General features: G+C 37.5%; 20 protein-coding genes. 12 read left to right on the top strand and 8 right to left on the bottom strand.

Annotation, left to right across the window (positions count from 1 at the left end; translation table 11 throughout):
* The first annotated feature begins 166 nt into the window (after positions 1-166).
* From NQ185_RS05550 to NQ185_RS05520, 7 genes are all read left to right on the top strand, one after another.
* A complete protein-coding gene (locus tag NQ185_RS05550) occupies positions 167-1,699 on the top strand; it encodes a DHA2 family efflux MFS transporter permease subunit (protein ID WP_373370777.1) in 1,533 nt (510 codons plus the stop codon).
* Between the two features lie 326 nt (positions 1,700-2,025).
* A complete protein-coding gene (locus NQ185_RS05545) occupies positions 2,026-3,921 on the top strand; it encodes a PrkA family serine protein kinase (RefSeq protein ID WP_257580582.1) in 1,896 nt (631 codons plus the stop codon).
* A gap of 361 nt (positions 3,922-4,282) precedes the next feature.
* Positions 4,283-5,449 carry a sporulation protein YhbH gene (gene yhbH / locus NQ185_RS05540; protein ID WP_257580581.1) on the top strand — a complete coding sequence of 389 codons (1,167 nt, stop codon included), beginning with the start codon at positions 4,283-4,285 and terminating at the stop codon, positions 5,447-5,449.
* 220 nt (positions 5,450-5,669) lie between these two features.
* On the top strand, positions 5,670-6,710 hold the full coding sequence (locus tag NQ185_RS05535; protein WP_257580580.1) for an ABC transporter substrate-binding protein: 1,041 nt from the start codon (positions 5,670-5,672) through the stop codon (positions 6,708-6,710).
* A gap of 18 nt (positions 6,711-6,728) precedes the next feature.
* Positions 6,729-7,778 (top strand): ABC transporter permease, encoded by a 1,050-nt coding sequence (locus NQ185_RS05530; protein WP_257580579.1) that lies wholly within the window; start codon positions 6,729-6,731, stop codon positions 7,776-7,778.
* Complete coding sequence (locus NQ185_RS05525) at positions 7,756-8,553, top strand: ABC transporter ATP-binding protein (protein WP_257580578.1); 798 nt, start codon at positions 7,756-7,758, stop codon at positions 8,551-8,553. The genes NQ185_RS05530 and NQ185_RS05525 overlap by 23 nt, the downstream gene beginning before the upstream one ends.
* Positions 8,554-8,666: 113 nt before the next feature.
* The gene (locus NQ185_RS05520; protein WP_257580577.1) at positions 8,667-9,773 is read left to right on the top strand and encodes a hypothetical protein; all 1,107 of its coding nucleotides are present in this window, start codon (positions 8,667-8,669) and stop codon (positions 9,771-9,773) included.
* Between the two features lie 251 nt (positions 9,774-10,024).
* Here the strand turns inward: NQ185_RS05520 and NQ185_RS05515 are convergent, their stop codons facing one another.
* From NQ185_RS05515 to NQ185_RS05495, 5 genes are all read right to left on the bottom strand, one after another.
* On the bottom strand, positions 10,025-11,323 hold the full coding sequence (locus tag NQ185_RS05515) for an NCS2 family permease (RefSeq protein ID WP_257580576.1): 1,299 nt from the start codon (positions 11,321-11,323) through the stop codon (positions 10,025-10,027).
* Positions 11,324-11,459: 136 nt separating this feature from the next.
* Positions 11,460-11,852 (bottom strand): thiol-disulfide oxidoreductase DCC family protein, encoded by a 393-nt coding sequence (locus tag NQ185_RS05510; protein WP_257580575.1) that lies wholly within the window; start codon positions 11,850-11,852, stop codon positions 11,460-11,462.
* Positions 11,853-11,943: 91 nt separating this feature from the next.
* Entirely contained in the window at positions 11,944-12,942 is a 999-nt protein-coding gene (locus tag NQ185_RS05505; RefSeq protein WP_257580622.1) for an inorganic phosphate transporter, read from the bottom strand.
* 20 nt (positions 12,943-12,962) lie between these two features.
* Positions 12,963-13,583, bottom strand: a complete 621-nt coding sequence (locus NQ185_RS05500) for a DUF47 domain-containing protein (protein WP_257580574.1) — start codon at positions 13,581-13,583, stop codon at positions 12,963-12,965.
* 97 nt (positions 13,584-13,680) lie between these two features.
* Entirely contained in the window at positions 13,681-14,553 is an 873-nt protein-coding gene (locus tag NQ185_RS05495; protein WP_257580573.1) for an RluA family pseudouridine synthase, read from the bottom strand.
* Between the two features lie 106 nt (positions 14,554-14,659).
* On the opposite strand from NQ185_RS05495, the gene NQ185_RS05490 reads away from it, so the two are divergent.
* The gene (locus tag NQ185_RS05490; RefSeq protein ID WP_257580572.1) at positions 14,660-15,058 is read left to right on the top strand and encodes a DUF5365 family protein; all 399 of its coding nucleotides are present in this window, start codon (positions 14,660-14,662) and stop codon (positions 15,056-15,058) included.
* A 50-nt stretch (positions 15,059-15,108) separates the two neighbouring features.
* Here the strand turns inward: NQ185_RS05490 and NQ185_RS05485 are convergent, their stop codons facing one another.
* On the bottom strand, positions 15,109-15,576 hold the full coding sequence (locus NQ185_RS05485) for a thioredoxin family protein (RefSeq protein WP_257580571.1): 468 nt from the start codon (positions 15,574-15,576) through the stop codon (positions 15,109-15,111).
* Positions 15,573-16,010 carry a disulfide oxidoreductase gene (locus NQ185_RS05480; protein ID WP_257580570.1) on the bottom strand — a complete coding sequence of 146 codons (438 nt, stop codon included), beginning with the start codon at positions 16,008-16,010 and terminating at the stop codon, positions 15,573-15,575. The genes NQ185_RS05485 and NQ185_RS05480 overlap by 4 nt, the downstream gene beginning before the upstream one ends.
* Before the next feature lie 196 nt (positions 16,011-16,206).
* Here NQ185_RS05480 and NQ185_RS05475 point away from each other — a divergent pair, with 196 nt between their 5' ends.
* Genes NQ185_RS05475 through NQ185_RS05465 form a run of 3 tightly spaced genes read left to right on the top strand, consistent with a single transcriptional unit; the run spans position 16,207 to position 18,551 of the window.
* Positions 16,207-17,331 (top strand): GAF domain-containing sensor histidine kinase, encoded by a 1,125-nt coding sequence (locus NQ185_RS05475; protein WP_257580569.1) that lies wholly within the window; start codon positions 16,207-16,209, stop codon positions 17,329-17,331.
* Positions 17,332-17,344: 13 nt separating this feature from the next.
* The gene (locus NQ185_RS05470) at positions 17,345-17,986 is read left to right on the top strand and encodes a response regulator (protein ID WP_257580568.1); all 642 of its coding nucleotides are present in this window, start codon (positions 17,345-17,347) and stop codon (positions 17,984-17,986) included.
* 28 nt (positions 17,987-18,014) lie between these two features.
* Positions 18,015-18,551, top strand: coding sequence for an NADPH-dependent FMN reductase (locus tag NQ185_RS05465; protein WP_257580567.1), 537 nt, complete (start codon positions 18,015-18,017; stop codon positions 18,549-18,551).
* A 39-nt stretch (positions 18,552-18,590) separates the two neighbouring features.
* On the opposite strand, the gene NQ185_RS05460 is transcribed toward NQ185_RS05465, so the two are convergent.
* Entirely contained in the window at positions 18,591-18,848 is a 258-nt protein-coding gene (locus NQ185_RS05460) for a YhdB family protein (RefSeq protein WP_257580566.1), read from the bottom strand.
* 124 nt (positions 18,849-18,972) lie between these two features.
* Between NQ185_RS05460 and NQ185_RS05455 the strand changes: the two genes are divergently transcribed.
* Positions 18,973-20,385, top strand: coding sequence for a SpoVR family protein (locus tag NQ185_RS05455; protein WP_257580565.1), 1,413 nt, complete (start codon positions 18,973-18,975; stop codon positions 20,383-20,385).
* Positions 20,386-20,390: the final 5 nt, after the last annotated feature.

The raw sequence follows: 20,390 nt of genomic DNA, 5'->3' as shown, positions 1-20,390 counted from the left end.
TTTTGTACTATTGGTCTATTTCAATAATAGCGTTAAATCATGCTTAATTCAACTTTAATTAAAAAACCAAAAAAAATATTGATTTTTTTAGACTGCGGGTATAGAATGTGAAAGGTGAGTATAAGAACAATAAAGAATACTAACTGAATGACTGGAGGAATCAAATTTGGATATAGAATCCATACAAAAAAAACCACCTTATGGCGCAATTGCCATTTTATTTTTTGGAGCTTTCGTTTCATTTTTAACAAATACGTTGATTAATATTGCACTCCCATCTATTAAAGATGAATTTGATATAAGCATGCCAACTGTTCAATGGTTATCAACCGGTTATATGCTAATAAATGGAATACTCATTCCTGCAAGTGCATTTTTTATCCAGCGCATATCTAACCGAAAATTATTAATTACGGCGCTTACTTTATTTTCATTGGGGACTTTGTTGGCAAGTGTTTCACCGACTTTTGGAATGTTATTAGCTGGAAGAATGATACAGGCATCAGGTTCAGCCATTATGATGCCATTATTAATGAATGTTATGTTGACTGCTTTTCCTGTTGAAAAAAGGGGAACAGCAATGGGGTTTTTCGGTCTTGTCATGATCACGGCTCCTGCAATAGGTCCGACCTTATCGGGTTACATTATTGAGCATTATAGCTGGAGAACATTGTTTGATGTTGTTCTTCCTTTTGCGATTATTTGCTTAATATTAGCGATTTTTAAAATGAAAAACATTACACCTCTTAAAAATATTCGTCTTGATATACTATCGCTAATCCTATCTAGTATTGCTTTTGGAAGCTTACTTTATGGATTTAGTTCTGCTGGTGATAAAGGGTGGGGTGCTCCAATCGTATATGGAACAATCTCACTTGGGGTAGTGGCGCTAGTCATCTTTATATTGCGTCAGATATTTATGGGTGAACCAATGCTCGAATTTCGAATTTATAAACACCCAATGTTTGCCTTATCTTCGGCAATTTCAATCGTTATATCTGTTTCGATGTTTTCAGGAATGATCTTAACGCCAATTTATGTGCAAACCGTAAGAGGAATTTCACCTCTGGATTCTGGACTCTTAATGTTGCCCGGAGCACTTGCGATGGGGATCATGTCTCCTATTACTGGACGCCTCTTCGATAAATATGGTGCGCGTATTCTCGCGATTGTGGGACTTACGATAATGATTGTAACAACATATTTATTTACTGACTTGACAATGGAAACTTCTTATACCCATCTTATTTTGTTATACACCTTCCGTATGTTTGGAATGTCTATGGTGATGATGCCAGTTATGACAAATGGGATGAATCAGCTTCCGATGCAGATGAACCCACATGGGACTGCCATGAATAACACACTTCAGCAAGTATCAGGTGCAATTGGAACTGCGTTTATGATTACAATTATGAATAAGCGCACAGAAAGCTCCGCAGCAGATCTAGCAGCTAAAGCGATGTCACAAGTGGATCCCAACGCAGCTCCACCATCAGCAGAAGCTGCAGCTGAATTAAAGCAGCATATAGTTCACCAAGCCATGCTTGACGGAATTACTTATTCATTTCTAATTTCAACTTTCATTGCAGTGTTGGCATTAGTGTTAGCTTTCTTTATTAAAAGAGTAAAGCCGCCTGTCCAAGTAATGCAGGACGAAAAAAAGATAGTCAAGTCGAAGCAAGTAGCAACTGAATAATTAGAACAAAAAAACTGCCAATAGTGGCAGTTTTTTTGTATTACTTTTTATTTACTCCAGGCTTATCTTCGAATCCAGATGTAAAGATAGCAGCCAAAAAGGCAATGATTACGCCAAGGACCATGATTGTTTTCATTTATTATGTAAGCCTCCTTTTAATCTAACTCGATTATGAAAATATTATAGCCCATTTTTTATATAATGTGAATGAATCGTGCTTTTTATTATAAATAAATATGACGGGTTGGTGAATGATAACTTATTCATGTTTAGTTGTCCATAAGCATACAATGAAATAATCATCTCTCATCAAAAGGGAGGACCTTATGGATATCTTAAAAAAGATTGAACATTACCGTTCACAAGAGGAAAGGTTAAAATGGGAAGGAACGTTTGCCGACTATTTGCATTTGCTGAAAGAACAACCGTGGGTAGCCCAGTCATCCCACTCCCGTATATATAACATGATCAAGGACGCAGGTGTCGAAACAAACAATGATCGAAAAGTGTATCAATTTTTTAGCCATCAATTATTTGGTCTGGAGGAAGCGTTAGAAAAACTCGTTGAAGAGTATTTTCATCCATCAGCCAAACGACTAGACGTCCGCAAAAGAATCTTACTATTAATGGGACCTGTTAGTGGGGGGAAATCTACACTTGTTACGATGCTGAAAAGAGGGCTTGAGGCTTACACTAGAACAGATCAGGGCGCTGTTTATGCAATTAAAGGCTGCCCAATGCATGAAGATCCGTTGCATTTAATACCTTTACATTTAAGAGAAGATTTTTACGAGGAATATGGTATTAGGATTGAAGGAAATCTATCTCCACTGAATACGATGAGGCTAGAAGAAGAATACGGGGGACGCTTAGAGGATGTATTGATTGAGCGTGTTTTTTTCTTGGAGGATAAGCGCGTAGGAATCGGAACATTTAGTCCGTCTGATCCAAAGTCACAAGATATTGCCGATTTGACCGGAAGTATAGACTTTTCAACGATTGCTGAATTTGGATCAGAATCAGATCCAAGAGCTTATCGATTTGACGGTGAATTAAATAAGGCAAATCGTGGGTTGATGGAATTTCAGGAGATGTTAAAATGTGATGAAAAATTCTTATGGCATTTACTTTCATTGACACAAGAAGGAAATTTTAAAGCCGGACGTTTTGCATTAATTTCTGCGGATGAATTAATAGTTGCTCATACAAACGAAACCGAATACCGCTCTTTTATTTCTAATAAAAAGAATGAAGCCTTACATTCTCGGATTATTGTTATGCCTGTTCCGTATAACTTGAAAGTATCACAAGAAGAAAAAATATATGAAAAAATGATTAAAGAAAGTGATGTTGCAGATGTCCATATCGCCCCTCATACTCTTAGAGTAGCGGCAATGTTTACAATTTTAACAAGATTAAAAGACTCTAATAGAGGCGATATTGATTTATTGAAGAAGATGCGTCTTTACGATGGAGAAAATGTAGAAGGATATAATTTAGCTGATGTAAATGAAATGAAAAAGGAATTTCAAGAAGAAGGAATGAGCGGAATTGACCCGCGCTACGTTATCAATCGGATATCATCCACCATTATTAGAAAAGGCATAACAAGCATTAATGCATTGGATGTGCTTAGATCATTAAAAGAAGGTTTAGATCAGCACCCATCGATAACACAAGAACTACGGGAAAAGTATTTAAACTTTATCTCTTTAGCACGAAAAGAATACGATGAAATGGCGAAAAAGGAAGTTCAAAAAGCATTTGTTTATTCTTATGAAGAATCTGCTAAGACGCTTATGGATAATTATCTTGATAATGTCGAGTCTTTCTGTAATAAAACGAAGCTTCGAGATCAGTTAACTGGGGAAGAAATAAATCCAGATGAAAAGTTAATGAGATCAATCGAGGAACAAATTGGTATTTCAGAAAATGCGAAGAAAGCATTCCGTGAAGAAATATTAATTCGTATTTCGGCACTTGCAAGAAAGGGAAAGCGATTTGATTACAGGTCGCATGCAAGATTGCGGGAAGCAATTCAAAAGAAATTATTCGCTGATTTGAAGGATGTAGTAAAAATCACTACATCCGCCAAAACGCCGGATGAGCAGCAATTGAAGAAAATAAATGAAGTAGTCGCTCGTCTAATCGATGAACATGGATATAATTCCACATCGGCCAATGATTTGCTGCGTTATGTAGGAAGCTTATTGAATCGTTGATATAATAAAAATGACCTTCTTAGCAGACAGACAGCTGTTAAGAAGGTTTTTGTTTGAAGCTACATCGAATTTCCTTTATCAGTCGAAATCTAAAAAGAAACATCTACTAAATGCAGCCATCTCCTGTGGTGTTGAAGGACCGACATCCTGTGGGCGTGACCGCCGATGAGCAAGCCGCTTCAGTTTTTCTAATAGGCCTGTCCTTTTCTGAAACAGTTTGTAAATTTTTTTGTTTTTTTGCATATGATAGAGTAATTAGAACAAGGACCCTTTAGGAAGAAGATGACAGTCGAGATAATATATGACTAAAAAAAAGATTTGGTGACAAAAATAGCTTGAAATTTTTAAGGAGGGTGTAGAGATGACAGAAGAAGTGCATCACCAGTTCGTGGTTTCCGAAGAAGATTGGTCCCTCCACCGGAAAGGCCATGATGACCAACAGCGTCATCAAGAGAAAGTCCAAGAGGCAATTCGGAATAACTTGCCCGATTTAATCACAGAAGAAAGTATTATCATGTCCGATGGACGGGACGTTGTGAAAATTCCAATCAGATCACTGGATGAGTATAAAATTCGTTATAATTATGATAAAAATAAGCATGTTGGCCAAGGGGATGGGGATAGTCAAATTGGCGATGTTGTTGCAAGGGACGGCCCTAGTCAAAAAGGACCAGGAAAAGGTCAAGGTGCAGGAGATCAAGCAGGAGAAGACTATTATGAAGCAGAAGTTTCAATGTTGGAGCTTGAGGAGGCCTTATTTAAAGAATTGGAATTGCCCAATTTGAAGCGTAAAGAACTTGATACAAATCAAATTGATCATATTGAATACAATGATATTCGTAAAACTGGATTAATGGGGAATATAGACAAGAAAAGGACAATGATGTCAGCCTTCAAGCGAAATGCGATGAAAGGAGAGCCTAGCTTTTACCCTATATTTCCAGAAGATTTGAAATTTAAAACTTGGAGTGATATACAAAAACCTGAATCGAGCGCAGTTGTACTTGCGATGATGGATACGAGCGGTTCTATGGGAGTATGGGAAAAATATATGGCACGCAGCTTCTTTTTCTGGATGACACGTTTTTTGAGAACAAAATATGAATCTGTTACAATCGAATTCATTGCCCACCATACAGAGGCAAAGGTTGTGACCGAAGAAGAATTTTTCTCAAAAGGAGAGAGCGGTGGAACAATATGCTCCTCTGTTTATAGAAAAGCACTAGAAATAATAGGGGAGAAATATGATCCAACACGTTACAATATATACCCATTTCATTTTTCAGATGGCGATAATTTAACATCTGATAATCCAAGATGTATTAAACTCGTCAATGAGCTAATGGATATAACCAATATGTTTGGGTATGGAGAGGTAAATCAATATCAGCGAAACTCCACTTTAATGTCAGCTTATAAAAATATAAAGGATGAAAAATTCTACTATTATATACTAAAACAAAAGTCTGATGTGTTCCATGCTATGAAAAGCTTCTTTAAAAAAGAAGTGGATCGTCAAATGGTATAAAAGTCATTTAAAACCAGTGAAAACTGGTTTTTTCTTGTCTTTTTTAATTTAACGCTTTAAAGCGCGTATTTCAATTTTCTGTATATTTAAAATCTTATTGACTATATGTCTAAAGCAGTGTAACATTACGATAAAATATGCCATTTTATTATAAAATAGGCGATTAAAATAATGTAAGTTATTTTGCATAGTTCAAAAGACTTATATAGGGGGAAAAGAAATGAAAGTTAGCTTAAATAAGCTTGCTATTTTACTTTTTGGAGTTGTTTTAATGCTTGCCGCATGCGGGACAAGCTCGGCGCCAAAAGAAGAAGAGCAAAATCAAGGCGGCAGCCAACAAGAAGAAAATCAAAAAGAGAATGAAAACGAAACTGAGGAACCTGCACAAAAGTTTAAAATTGGGGTAACTCAAATTGTTGAGCATGATTCTTTAAACGCGGCATTTGATGGTTTTAAAAAGGCAATAGAAGATGCAGGGTTAGACGTGGAATGGGATGTACAAAACGCACTAGGCGAACCAAACAATAACCCTACTATCGCAACAAATCTTGTTAATGCGGGTGTCGATTTAATCTTTGCTAATTCAACACCAAGTGCACAATCTGTTGCGAGTGAAACTCAAGATATCCCAATTGTTTTTACTTCTGTAACTGATGCAGTTGGGGCAGATTTAGTGGAATCAATGGAAAAACCGGGTGGAAATGTAACTGGAACAATTGACAATCATCCAGATGCAATTCCAAATACGATGAAATTTATTGCAGAAGAGCTAGGTGCTAAAAAAGTTGGAATGGTATTCAACTCTGGTGAACAAAATTCACGAGCTCAAGTTGATACGGCTAAAAAGGCAGCGGAAGAACTTGGCATAACAGTTGTGGAAGCATCAGTCTCAACATCAGCGGAGGTTAAACAAGCGACAGAATCATTACTCGGAAATGTTGATTCAATTTACATCATTACCGACAATACTGTCGTATCTGCCTTAGATTCTGTAGTTGATGTAGCAAATACTAATAAATTACCTCTCATGGTTGGAGAGTTTGATTCTGTTAGAAATGGCGGTTTAGGGGCATACGGATTTGAATATTTTGATATCGGCTACGAAGCAGGTCAAATGGCAGTGAAAATTTTAAAAGATGGTGTAAAACCTGCTGATATACCTGCACAAGTACCACAAAATTTAAAACTCGTTATGAATAAAGAAACAGCAGAAACCATTGGTTTAGAAATTAAGGATGAATGGAACGCCGAATTAGAATAGATAGGAGATGATTCTTATATGTTTGCAGCAATGTTCGGCTCCGTAGAGCAAGGAATCATCTATGCAATTATGGCACTTGGAGTGTATCTTACATTCCGAGTGCTTGATTTTCCTGACTTAACAGTTGACGGGAGCTTTGTTACAGGGGCAGGCACCGCTGCTACGATGATTTTTTTCGGATATCATCCGATTATTGCAACTTTATCAGCGCTTATAGTAGGCTTCTTAGCAGGCTGTATAACGGGTTTATTGCATACAAAAGGTAAAATTAATGCATTATTATCCGGGATCTTAATGATGATTGCTTTATATTCCATCAATTTAAGAATTATGGGATTGACGACAGAAAATTCAGTGGGACGTCCTAATATTTCTTTAATGAAAGAGGACACGATTTTTTCAAAGTTCCATCAGTTTTGGGGGTCTCTTGGAATCGATTCAGCTTTAAATCAATTTTTCTCCAATTTAGGCGTGCAGTTTTTACCTAAAACATGGGGAATATTTTTCCTAATGATTCTTGTGACATTATTGATTAAATTTATCGCTGACTGGTTTTTACAAACTGAGGTGGGACTAGCTATACGGGCAACAGGAGATAATAGACGGATGATTAGAAGTTTTTCTGCTAATACAGACACCTTGATTATCCTTGGCTTAGGAATCTCTAATGGCTTAGTTGCATTCTCAGGGGCGTTGATTGCTCAGTATTCCAAGTTTTCGGATATTGGAATGGGAATTGGGATGATTATTATTGGACTTGCCTCTGTGATTATTGGGGAAGCCATATTTGGTACTAAAACGATAGTAAGAACGACCCTTGCAGTAATCGCTGGGGCTATTATTTATAGAATTGTCCTTGGCCTTGCACTTAGAATTAAATTGCTTGATACCGGGGATATGAAACTGATTACAGCCATTATTGTTATACTAGCTTTGATAGTTCCACAATTATTTGAAAAAAGTAGAGAAAAGAAGAGAAAAGCGAAGCGTCATGCAGAGAGGTTAGCTGCTCTTTCCAAGCTAGAAAAAGGGGAGGGGAAGCCTGTTGCTGAAGCTAGAACAGATTAATAAAATTTTTAATGAAGCAACACTTGATGAGAAGATAGCTTTGGATCAAATTAACCTAGAATTGAAGTCGGGTGATTTCGTAACAGTTATCGGAAGTAACGGTGCAGGGAAATCGACTTTAATGAATATGATTTCTGGAGCACTAACGCCTGATTTTGGTAATGTGTTTATTGATGAGGAGAATGTTACAAAGCTTCCAGAATTTAAACGATCACAATTCATCGGTAGGGTATTTCAAGACCCAATGGCAGGAACAGCTCCGAATATGACAATTGAAGAAAACCTGGCGATGGCCTATTCACGTAATAAAAAAAGAGGCCTAAGGATAGGTGTAGATAAAAAGAGGCGGGAGTTTTTCCGGGAATCACTGGGATCACTTCATTTAAATCTCGAAAATCGACTTAATGCAAAAGTCGGATTGCTTTCAGGAGGAGAAAGGCAAGCCCTCTCATTATTAATGGCTACATTTACAAAACCGTCCATTCTATTATTGGATGAGCATACCGCAGCACTCGATCCTTCAAGAGCAGAATTGATAACAAATTTAACGAAGCAACTTGTCGAAAAGGATCAATTAACAACACTGATGGTCACTCATAATATGCAACAAGCTCTTGATCTAGGAAATCGCCTGATTATGATGGACAAAGGCCAAATCATATTGGAAGTGGATTCCGATAAAAAGCATGAACTGACGATAGATAAACTGATGGCAGAATTCCAACGTATCCGGGGAGAAAAGATGACAGACGATAAAGCGTTGCTGTCGATATAATAAAGGAGAGGCTATTCATTATGAATAACCTCTTTTTTAATGAGATCACTTCTAGTAGACAAACTGTACCTCTAATTTTTTAACAATCTTTTGTATGTAAACCTTCTTTATTTATGCCGTTCGGAAACGAATCCGGAAAAGCCAATGTTACCGTTGCGATTCAAGCCCAATCGCAACGCAAAACCGGAAAAGCCAATGTAACTGTTGCGATTCATGCCCAATCACAACGCAAAACCGAAAAAGCCAATGTAACCGTTGCGATTCATGCCCAATCGCAACGCAAAACCGAAAAGGTCAGTGTTATCGTTGCGATTCAAGCCCAATCGCAACGCAAATCCGGGAAAGCCAGTGATACTGTTGCGATTCATGCCCAATCACAACGCAAAACCGAAAAGGTCAGTGTTATCGTTGCGATTCATGCCCAATCGCAACGCAAAACCGAAAAGGTCAGTGTTACCGTTGCGATTCAAGCCCAATCGCAACGCAAAACCGAAGAGGTCATTGTTACCGTTGCGATTCAAGCCCAATCACAACGCAAAACCGAAAAGGTCAGTGTTATCGTTGCGATTCAAGCCCAATCGCAACGCAAATCTGGGAAAGCCAGTGTTACCGTTGCGATCCATGTCCAATCGCAACGCAAAACCGGAAAAGCCAATGTAACCGTTGCGATTCAAGCCCAATCGCAACGCAAAACCGAAGAGGTCATTGTTACCGTTGCGATTCAAGCCCAATCGCAACGCAAATCCGGGAAAGCCAATGTTACCGTTGCGATTCAAGCCCAATCGCAACGCAAACCCGGAAAAGCCAATGTAACTGTTGCGATTCATGCCCAATCGCAACGCAAATCCGGGAAAGCCAGTGTTACCGTTGCGATCCATGTCCAATCGCAACGCAAAACCGGAAAAGCCAATGTAACCGTTGCGATTCAAGCCCAATCGCAACGCAAAACCGAAGAGGTCATTGTTACCGTTGCGATTCAAGCCCAATCGCAACGCAAAACCGGAAAAGCCAATGTAACTGTTGCGATTCATGCCCAATCACAACGCAAAACCGAAAAAGCCAGTGTTACCGTTGCGATTCAAGCCCAATCGCAACGCAAATCCGAAAAAGCCAATGTAACCGTTGCGATCCATGTCCAATCGCAACGCAAACCCGGAAAAGCCAGGTTAGCGTTGCGATTCATGTCCAATCGCAACGCAAACCCGGAAAAGCCAATGTAACCGTTGCGATTCATGCCCAATCGCAACGCAAACCCGAAAAAGCCAATGTAACCGTTGCGATTCAAGCCCAATCGCAACGCAAATCCGAAAAAGCCAGTGTTACCGTTGCGATTCAAGCCCAATCGCAACGCGAAACCAGAAAAAGTGATGTTTCCGGCTAAATTCTCTTTCAACGATTACCGAAATATAAAAAAGGACAGAGCGCTGATTAACAATGCTACTGTCCGATTAGAAAGAACATTAAAATTGAGTTAATGTGGCAAGAACACTAGTTGGTAAAGGAATAATACGGCAAAAACATATACGAGCGGATGAACGACTTTCCATTTACCTGTCACAACTTTTAATATTGGATATGAGATAAACCCTAAAGCAATCCCAGTTGCAATACTGGATGTTAATGGCATACTCAAAATAATTAAAAATGCGGGAAACGCTTCATCTAGTTCATCCCATTTAATCTGGGCAATTGCCCCCATCATCAAGCTTCCCACAATAATTAGTGCGGGAGATGTAATTGCGGCAATTCCTGATACAGCACTCACAAGCGGACCGAAAAAGGCTGCGATGATAAACAGGATTGAAACGGTAACAGTTGTGAGTCCAGTTCTTCCACCTGCTGCTACCCCTGCAGTTGATTCAACGTAAGCGCTAGTCGGACTTGTCCCGAACATGGATCCAACTGTAGTGGCGACTGAATCTGCTAATAAAGCTTGGCGTACACGCGGCATTGAACCACTTTTCATTAATCCCGCTTGCTCTGCAACACCGATCATTGTACCAGTTGTATCGAAAATCGTTACAAGTAAAAATGAAAACACAACCGCATATAAACTATGCTGAACAACATCTACTAACGCTGAAACAGGGTTTGCCACCATTAATCCTTCAGGAAGTGAAGGTTTTTGAACTAACCCATCTATGAAAGAGAGCTGACCTGTGAAATAAGCGATTATTCCTGTCACAATCATTCCCAAAAACAATGCGCCATGTACCCTTAAAGCCATAAGAATTAATGTGACTGCAAGCCCTATAAGGGTCAAAATCACACCAGAAGAATGAAGGTCGCCCAACGCAACAAGATTTGATGGATGGGAAACAATCATTCCGCTCATACGCATCCCAATAAAGGCTATAAACAAACCAATTCCGGCTGTAATCCCGTGCTTAAGATTCTCAGGGATCGCTTCTATCAGTATTTTACGAAAAGGTGTTAGAGATAAAATAATAAATATAATACCAGCAATAAATACAGCGGCAAACGCGGTTTGATAACTAATATCATGAGTACCAACGACGGAATAAGCAAAATATGCGTTTAACCCCATTCCAGGTGCAATAGCAATCGGATAATTCGCAGCAAGTGCCATCCATAATGTACCGATGACTGTTGCAATGATTGTTGCTGAAAAAACTTGTTCAAATGGTACCCCTGCGTCTTTAAGAATGATTGGATTGACAACAATAATATAAGCCATTGTTAAAAAAGTTGTCAGTCCGGCAATCAATTCTGTTTTTACATTCGTATTATTTTCCTTAAGTTTAAACATAAATGTACCTCCAAAAGCGAACAATTATTAATACATTATGTATAATATTCGTTTTTACGTTAATATGCAAGTAATATTATTATTCCCTAAGAAAAAAATAAAAAGCATTCCCATAAATTAATGAAATGCTTTCCTGCTATGAAAAAAATCGCTTTCGAATTTCAGGAGAAGGCAACATACAGCTTTCATTTTTTCCAAACCATTTATATCGATAACGTGCAAAGACATTATAGAATAAATCGCGTATAGGTGATGGAATCACAATAAAAAGATAAAGCCATTTCACGTGGGAATTCAATTTTTTACAAATACGCAGTGCCGCAGTCGTTTTGATATATGCTTCTTCATTTTCAAGCAAAACCAAGCTATCTGTATCAGCAGGGATTTTATATTTTTTCAACAATGATTGCCCGTACTCGCTTTGTAATGAAGCATAATGAAAATACCCTTCAAAATCTCGCTTTATTATAAACTGCACGCTTGAACTGCAAAAATTACATTCGCCATCAAATAAAATGAGCGCAGACATTGTCTTTCCTCCTTTCCTTAATTTCATTATTTACTTTTCACGATAAAAATACAATATAAAAAACCTCCACAATAGGGAAGGCTTCATTTATTCACATAATTAAATTTAATATATAGTAGATGACTGCTGCTAACAATCCAGTTATTGGCAATGTTATGAACCAAGTGATGATCATTCTTTGTGCAGTATCCCATTTAACACCACGAATTCTATGAGCGGAACCAACACCTAAAATGGATGAAGTGATAACATGAGTCGTACTAACAGGTAAATGAATGTATGTTGCACTAAAAATAATTAACGCAGAGCTTAAATCAGCTGCAACCCCATTGACTGGACGAATTTTCATGATTTTTCCGCCGACTGTTTTAATAATTTTCCAACCACCAACGGATGTACCGAGCCCCATAGCGGTAGCACAGGAAAATTGGACCCAGAAGGGTATGTCGGTAGTCGTATGATAATTACTTGCGATTAGGGCCATTGTAATAATTCCCATAGCTTTTTGGGCATCATTCGTACCGTGCGTATATGATTGCAAGGCAGCAGTAGCGATTTGAATATAGCGAAAACCTTTATTTGTTTTCGTTAAACTTAAATTTTTAAATTCCAATTTAAATATTGTATAGATAATAAAACCTATGGCAAAAGCAATGAGCGGCGAAAAAATGAGAGCTTGAAGGATTTTTAAAAATCCTGCGTATTTTATTGTGCCAAAACCAGCTGCGGCAATCGCAGATCCTGCAATAGATCCGATTAACGCATGGGAAGAACTACTTGGAATTCCGTAATACCATGTAATTAAATTCCAAGCAATAGCGGAAATTAATGCTGCTAAAATTACGGTAGTACCATTAGTTAAAGTAAACGGATCGACAATGTCTTTCGTGATCGTTTGTGCTACGCCAGTAAAGGTCAAAGCACCAATAAAGTTCATCGTGGCAGCTAAAATAATTGCATGGCGCGGTTTCAAGGCTTTCGTAGACACAGCGGTTGCTATGGCATTTGCAGTATCATGGAAGCCATTAATGAAATCAAATGCAAGGGCTGCGAAAACTATAATAATTGTAATGATAAGTACTGGATCTATTCCCATTTTATAGGACTCCCTTAAGCATTTTTCATGACGATACTTTCAAGGGTGTTGGCAACACCTTGGCAGCTGTCCGTTGTTTTTTCAAGGTTTTCATAGATCTCTTTATATTTTATTAAACGAATCGGATCTGTTTCTACCGTGAAAAGATGTTTAATACATTCTCTTAACACATCATCGCATTTGGATTCATAATCTTTAATTTTAATGGCATGTGGACGTACGTCTGGTAGTTTTTTACTGAAAATTAAACCGATGCTAATTTCAATTTCATCTACGCATTTTTTTATAGCATCCACAAATTTATACATATATTCGTCGGCATGCACAATGGAATACATTTCGAATAAAGCAGCACAATTTTCCATGCCATCAAGGACATCGTCCATAATCATTGATAGTGTTAATAAATCTTCACGTTCAATAGGAGTTATAAAAGAATTATTTAATTCCTTTATAATTTCATGGACATATGTATCTCCGATTGTTTCATATTCCTTCATTTTTGCTGCGAAAGTTTTCGTATCTTCTTTACTATTTAGCTTAAAATCGGCAAAGTAGATTGAGCTTTCTTTTAAGTTGGCAGCTATTTTTTCAAGTAATACTGCAAATTTATCTTTTTTTCTTTTAAAAACCATTTTTAGCCCTCCCGGATGGCATTATAATAACCTTTATTATTTTATCGCAAAACGTCTAAAGTTAAAAGTTTTTGTCGATTTAAATGGAAAACTCTTCTTATAGATACTTTTCAAATATTGGAGGATTGTCTAAAAAAGGCGCTATAATTTGGATTTTAACTAAGGTAAATGGATGTATGAACTCCAATTTACGAGCGTGAAGCGCCTGTCTTTGAAAGTTAGAGCTCCCGCCATACAGTTTATCACCACTAAGAGGATGTCCTATATAAGATAGATGTACCCTAATTTGATGTGTTCTACCCGTATCCAAAGAACATTCGATTAGTGATAAGTTCTCCTTAAAAAAGGTTTCTAATACGTTATAATGGGTTATCGCATATTGCCCTGTCTTGGAAACCCTTCGTCTTGTTGGATGATGGCGATCTCTTCCTATTGGGACTGCAATCTCACCTTTTTTGTTTTTGATAATACCATCAGCCAGCGCCCAATAAGTGCGTTTAATTTTCCTATCATTAAGCATTCTATCTAGTACCACTTTACTTAAAGCATTTTTTGCAAACAGAACGACACCAGTTGTATCTTTATCAAGGCGATGGATATGGCGTGCCTTCGGTGCAGCACCAATGCTTTTCAAATAAAAAGCAACAGCATTTACAAGGGAATTCCTTTCATTCTCGTTCGGATGTGTTGCCATTCCTTCTGGTTTGTTTACTGCCAATAAATAGTCGTCTTCGTAAAGGATTTCCAATGGAAGAGATGTTGGAAAGTCCAAATCCAAGGTTTCCCGTAAAGTGATAACAATTTCATCCCCATGTTTTAAAGGGGTTTTCCAATTTAGTTCTTGCCCATTTATCGTGACTGCCTTGTCCATTCTTAGCTCATGGATGACTTTTTTAGGGAACTCCCATATATTACGAAATAATTCCTCTATATTCATTCCTGCCCATTGTTTTTGAATTAATATATTCATTCTTTTACTCCTTGAAAAATAGTTTCATGATTTTCCCAATCTTATAACCCCTGAATGTATGTTATTCTAATAGAAAATAAAGAATTGTAAAAGGTAGGGTCAAGAAATGAAGGTAGTGGTCGCAGCAACGGAAGAACAGGAAGAAAAACTGGATGAACTTATTCATTACTTCTATACTTCCATTTTCCCGCGATATTTTAATGATTGTGAAATTGCAGAGTTTTTAAACTTAAACACTTTACGTTTGCCTGTACAAAAGGATGATTCGCTTTATACGTTAGATGGAGCTTTTCGCGCCATATGCAGTATTCAAGTCATTATCCTAATTTTAGAAGGGCAATACGATTCTAAACATACACTGTTATTTGATAAAAATGTTGAAATCTTAAAGGAATTAGGACTATTTTTTCCTTTTTCATACAAAAATTTTTCTTCCCAAAATGAAGGGAATACTAATATTATCTTTAGTATGTATTCAAACCCAACAAATCAATTATTGATTTAAAAAAACAAAGTGCTGTCTAAAATAAAATTAGACAGCCTTTTTTGATGGACTTACTGAATATTATTTTGGAAAAAATCTTCAAAATCCTCTGCAGCGTTCAAACCGACGATCCTTGCTTCTTCTTTGCCGCCTTTAAAGTAAACGAGTGTAGGTGTATATTCAATTTGGTATTGATTATAACCTTCCTTAAACTCCAAAAGATTATATTGCAGTAGAGAAATATTCATTTTGTCAGCGACAGGGTTAAGAATTGGAGTAGTCTGCATGCAGTAGGAGCATTCAGGACTATAAAAATAAACTACCGCATCTTCTCCTTTTTCAAGCTTCTGATTAAGCTCATCGGGTAAAATAATATTTTGATAAAGCGGATTGTCAAGCTGATCTATCGTCAAGGGGTGAAGATTTGCTTTATTATAACGATTACCTTCAGCTTTTTCACTTTGCTGCATTTTTGTTACGACTGAAATAGCTACAAATAATCCGATGATGACAACTAAAAAAATAATAATTTTCTTCATATAATCCTCCTCCTTGTTCGCTTCATCACAAACATACTCGAAATAAAGATCAAGATAAAAGCCATCAACGCCAGAAAAGGAATTGTAATAAATCCAAGCCAATTAATATATTGGGTTGTACATGGGATGATTCCGCAAGCAGGTACTGAACCAGCGAATGATGGTATCTTCTGAATCAAGTAGAGATACAGTGAAACAGGTATTCCGATTCCAGAAAAGGCAGCAGAATACATGGCTGCTTTATAGTCCTTCCTTACAGTTGCAATTCCAAGGATGAGGGCGATAGGATACATAATTATTCGTATATACCAACATAGCTCACATGGCATATACTTACGAACTTCCGAAAAATACAGACTCCCTAATACTGCAATAACCGAAACGGTAAAGGCAAAAAACATTAAAGCATCTCTACGATCGTTTATATTATTCATTTTTCTCAACCTCACTGAAACTTGTACTATAATAATTATAATCCGAGGGAATGAAAAATGTAAAATTTTCCTATGAATGTCACAAAGATATTAAATTTTTCAGGCTAAAGTTGTAGAGGAAATTACTCCATAATGAGAATAAAGTCTAATGCGTATTTTTTGTATACTATATAGAGAGCAGCTGGAGGGATTTTGGATGCAGCGTGAAAAATATGAAAAGAACTCCAATTTACGAGTACTAAAGGAAATTGCAGAATTATTAAATGAGGGAACCGAAATTTCTCCTTTATTATCAGATGTTTTAAAGAAGCTTTTACAAGTTACGGGAGTTACAACCGGTTGGATATTTTTAATTGGCCCTGATGGTCGTCATACTGTTGCAGCAGCAGAACATTTACCTCTTGCACTTTCTAAAAATAATTGCCGAGCTTTGAAACGAGGGAGTTGTTGGTGCATTGAAGGATTTCATAATGGGAGCTTGACAAGGGCATCAAACATTATAGAATGCAGACGACTTGAGAAGGCTGCTAAAATTAATAAGGATGAAACGGAAGGGATTGCCTTCCATGCAACCATCCCACTAACATCAGGCAGCGAAGTATTCGGATTGCTAAATGTTGCAGCTCCCGAAAAAAAGGAATTCAGTCGTGACGAGCTTGCATTATTGGAATCAATCGCTTTGCAAATTGGTTCTGCCATAAAGAGGGTTAGATTAACAAAGAAAGCGCAAGAAGTAGCCCTTATAGAGGAGAGAAATCGACTTGCCCGAGATTTACATGACTCCGTTAATCAGTTATTATTTTCACTTACGTTAACGGCAAGAGGCGGGGGCGAGATGACGGAGGATCCAGAGACGAAACTTACATTTCAACATATACAGGAACTTGCCCAAGAAGCGTTGACAGAAATGAGGGCATTAATATGGCAGCTTCGGCCAAGTGGCTTGGAAAAAGGTCTTATCCAAGCGATTAAAGGATACGGAGAAATGTTAGGACTTCATATTCATACGAAGCTATCTGGATTACTGGCCTTGCCGTCCCTTGTGGAGGAGGCTCTATGGAGGATAAGCCAGGAGGCCTTGAATAATTCTAAACGACATTCTGGTCAAAATGACGTTTATGTATCAATAAAAGTAACGAAATGCGAAGTCAAACTTACGATCAGTGATTCCGGTTGCGGATTTATGTATGAAAGAGACAAGGTACTTCCTTCTTTTGGGATTGAAAGTATGAGGGAACGTGTGGAAGCCCTTAATGGACGGTTTAAATTAAGGAGTGAACTCGGAATCGGGACAACAATTGATGTGGCATTACCGTATTAGGGGGAGAAAAAGAATGACGGTTCATGTGTTGATTGCGGATGACCACCATGTCGTTAGGCGGGGGCTTGTTTTTTTCTTACAAACTCAAAAAGATATCCGAATAGTTGGAGAAGCAAAAAATGGGAAAGAAGCAGTTGAACTAGCCATTCAATTGCATCCAGATATCGTATTAATGGATCTTGTTATGCCTATTATGGACGGAATAGAAGCAACTGGAAAAATAAAAGAAACTTGCCCAGATATTGAAATTATGATTTTAACAAGCTTTGCAGACCAAGATCATGTTATTCCTGCCATTGAAGCAGGGGCTTCTGGATACCAACTTAAGGATATTGAGCCTGATGAACTTGCATCGGCTATTAGGAAGTTGGCTAAAGGAGAAAATACACTTCATCCTAAAGCAACCAATATGCTAATGACACGAATGAACAGAAAAAATCCTGCCAATGATCGGCTTGCTGCATTAACCCAAAGGGAAAAAGAAGTACTGACTGAGATTGCAAAGGGAAAAAGCAATAAAGAAATTGGAGCACAGTTAAAAATTACAGAAAAAACAGTGAAGACACATGTGTCAAATATATTTATGAAGTTACAAGTGGCAGATCGGACTCAGGCTGCGCTGTTTGCAGTGAAAAACGGCTTTGTTGAGCAATGAAGCAGCCAGATATGAAGGGGCGAAAGAAATGGATCGTATTTTAGTAATTAATGGAGGAATGCCAAAAGGCGGAAGAACGGAGATTATAACTCGTTATATTGCGGGACAATATAAACTTGATTATATAGATATCGGTAAAGTGAATCTTCCTTTATTAACAGGAGAAGAAGAGCAGTGGCAGCTGCCAGCTGTGATAAACTTCAAAGAAAAGGTCCGTTTATCCACAGGAATCATATTGATCTCTCCTGAATATCACGGAGGAATGACGGGTGCGTTGAAAAATACGTTAGACTTCCTTACAAGCGAAGAACTTGAATATAAACCAGTGGCATTGGTGGCGACAGCAGGCGGAGGGAAAGGCGGTATCAATTGTTTAAACAATATGCGGACGGTAATGCGTGGTTTTTACGCAAATGTCATACCTAAGCAAATTGTGCTTGATCCCGAATGCTTTAATTATGATGACGGTACTCTATGGGAAGAATCAGCAAAATTAGTAGATGATATGGTTCAAGAATTACTTATGTTTGTAAAAGTCTCGTCAAATATAACAGCAAAAATGTAACTCGGCATCCGATTTCGGATACCGAGTTTTTTGCTTGTTTTATATCGAAAGTACTGGATTTTCTTGTGGAGTATGAAAAGCTGCTGTTGCATGATTTGCATGATCAAGGTAGCGCAGCAACGAGTATAAGTTACGTTCAATTACCGTATAATCCCTTGAAAATTGGTATGAGTGTAAAAAACGCTCAATCCTTTTTGAAAGCATATGGTCCTTTGTTCTGACCATAAGCACAATTAAATTATCCCATTCCGACCGATGCGTATAATATAAGGCACGATCATAGTCTAGTGTGTCCATTTATTTAACCCTCCCTTTTGGAGTTAATTTTATTATTTGCTTTAAGGAAGGATGTTTACGGTGTAAATGTTGACATTTTGATTGGTTTTTTTACATACATTGTGGATAAAAGGGGGTAGTGAAAATGAATTCCGATTCGAAAGCATTAGAATATGCCATAAGTGAAATTACCGAAATTGCAAGCGGAATGGGTCTGGACTTTTTTCCAATGCGTTATGAAATATGTCCTGCAGACATCATTTACACTTTCGGAGCTTATGGAATGCCAACCCGTTTTTCACACTGGAGCTTTGGAAAGCAATTTTTCAAAATGAAGCTCCATTATGATTTCGGACTTAGTAAAATTTATGAACTCGTCATAAATTCCAATCCTTGTTATGCTTTTCTACTTGATTCCAATTCCCTAATTCAAAATAAACTGATTGTTGCACATGTTCTTGCACACTGCGATTTTTTCAAAAATAATGTGCGTTTCCGAAATACGAAGAGGGATATGGTGGAAAGCATGGCGGCAACAGCCGAACGTGTAAGGCAATACGAGATAGAATATGGAAAACATGAAGTGGAAAGTTTTTTAGATGCAGTACTGGCAATTGAGGAGCATATTGATCCTTCATTGTTAAGGCCAGCATTGGATTGGTCTTTTGATGATGAAGATGAATGGGAAGAGGAAATCACTCCGATAAGTGAATTTGATGATTTATGGTCCTTGGATGAAAGAAAAGAAAAGAAAAGAAAACGTAAAAAAATTAAAAAACAGTTTCCGCCAAAGCCTGAAAAGGATATTATGCTTTTTATTGAACAGTATAGTCGTGAACTAACAGACTGGCAAAGAGATATTATGACTATGATTCGTGAGGAAATGCTTTATTTCTGGCCTCAATTGGAAACGAAAATAATGAATGAAGGCTGGGCATCATATTGGCATCAGCGGATATTGCGGGAAATGGAGTTATCTAGCGATGAATCAATTGAATTTGCTAAACTAAATGCTGGAGTTGTTCAACCATCCAGAACAAATATTAATCCATATTATTTAGGTCTTAAAATATTTGAAGATATAGAAGAGAGATGGAATAATCCCGATGAAGAATTAAAAAAGGAGGGAGTAGAGCCAAATTCAGGACGGGAAAAAATATTTGAAGTAAGGGAAATTGAGTCAGATATCTCTTTTCTGCGCAATTACCTTTCAAAAGAACTTGTGTTAAGAGAAGATATGTATCTTTTTCAAAAGCAAGGCAGGGATTATAAGATTATCGACAAAGAATGGACCGAAATTCGTGATCAGCTTGTAAATATGAGGGTAAATGGTGGCTTTCCCTATTTAACAGTGAATGAGGGAGATTATATGAAAAACGGTGAACTTTATTTAAAACATTCGTATGAAGGAATCGAGCTTGATTTGAAATACTTGGAAAAAGTACTACCGTACATTCATCAATTATGGGGAAGGCCCGTTCACCTCGAAAGTGTAGTGGAAAGTAGGCCAATGCTTTTTAGTTTTGACGGAAGAAATATGCAGAGAAAGTTTATATAAAGTGA

Origin of the sequence: Lederbergia panacisoli (assembly GCF_024626525.1) — a bacterium.
In the GTDB taxonomy this organism is placed as follows: domain Bacteria; phylum Bacillota; class Bacilli; order Bacillales; family Bacillaceae_C; genus Lederbergia; species Lederbergia panacisoli.
The sequence above is the reverse complement of the archived record's forward strand: the minus strand, read 5'-3'. Positions and strand labels throughout refer to the sequence as shown.

Excerpts from the sequence above, each read along its gene's own strand:
- NQ185_RS05545 (WP_257580582.1), top strand. The coding sequence starts at position 2,026 with ATGGATATCTTAAAAAAGATTGAACATTACCGTTCACAAGAGGAAAGG.
- yhbH (WP_257580581.1), top strand. The coding sequence starts at position 4,283 with ATGACAGAAGAAGTGCATCACCAGTTCGTGGTTTCCGAAGAAGATTGG.
- NQ185_RS05535 (WP_257580580.1), top strand. The coding sequence starts at position 5,670 with ATGAAAGTTAGCTTAAATAAGCTTGCTATTTTACTTTTTGGAGTTGTT.
- NQ185_RS05530 (WP_257580579.1), top strand. The coding sequence starts at position 6,729 with ATGTTTGCAGCAATGTTCGGCTCCGTAGAGCAAGGAATCATCTATGCA.
- NQ185_RS05520 (WP_257580577.1), top strand. The coding sequence starts at position 8,667 with ATGCCGTTCGGAAACGAATCCGGAAAAGCCAATGTTACCGTTGCGATT.
- NQ185_RS05515 (WP_257580576.1), bottom strand. The coding sequence starts at position 11,323 with ATGTTTAAACTTAAGGAAAATAATACGAATGTAAAAACAGAATTGATT.
- NQ185_RS05510 (WP_257580575.1), bottom strand. The coding sequence starts at position 11,852 with ATGTCTGCGCTCATTTTATTTGATGGCGAATGTAATTTTTGCAGTTCA.
- NQ185_RS05500 (WP_257580574.1), bottom strand. The coding sequence starts at position 13,583 with ATGGTTTTTAAAAGAAAAAAAGATAAATTTGCAGTATTACTTGAAAAA.
- NQ185_RS05495 (WP_257580573.1), bottom strand. The coding sequence starts at position 14,553 with ATGAATATATTAATTCAAAAACAATGGGCAGGAATGAATATAGAGGAA.
- NQ185_RS05490 (WP_257580572.1), top strand. The coding sequence starts at position 14,660 with ATGAAGGTAGTGGTCGCAGCAACGGAAGAACAGGAAGAAAAACTGGAT.
- NQ185_RS05485 (WP_257580571.1), bottom strand. The coding sequence starts at position 15,576 with ATGAAGAAAATTATTATTTTTTTAGTTGTCATCATCGGATTATTTGTA.
- NQ185_RS05480 (WP_257580570.1), bottom strand. The coding sequence starts at position 16,010 with ATGAATAATATAAACGATCGTAGAGATGCTTTAATGTTTTTTGCCTTT.
- NQ185_RS05475 (WP_257580569.1), top strand. The coding sequence starts at position 16,207 with ATGCAGCGTGAAAAATATGAAAAGAACTCCAATTTACGAGTACTAAAG.
- NQ185_RS05470 (WP_257580568.1), top strand. The coding sequence starts at position 17,345 with ATGACGGTTCATGTGTTGATTGCGGATGACCACCATGTCGTTAGGCGG.
- NQ185_RS05465 (WP_257580567.1), top strand. The coding sequence starts at position 18,015 with ATGGATCGTATTTTAGTAATTAATGGAGGAATGCCAAAAGGCGGAAGA.
- NQ185_RS05460 (WP_257580566.1), bottom strand. The coding sequence starts at position 18,848 with ATGGACACACTAGACTATGATCGTGCCTTATATTATACGCATCGGTCG.
- NQ185_RS05455 (WP_257580565.1), top strand. The coding sequence starts at position 18,973 with ATGAATTCCGATTCGAAAGCATTAGAATATGCCATAAGTGAAATTACC.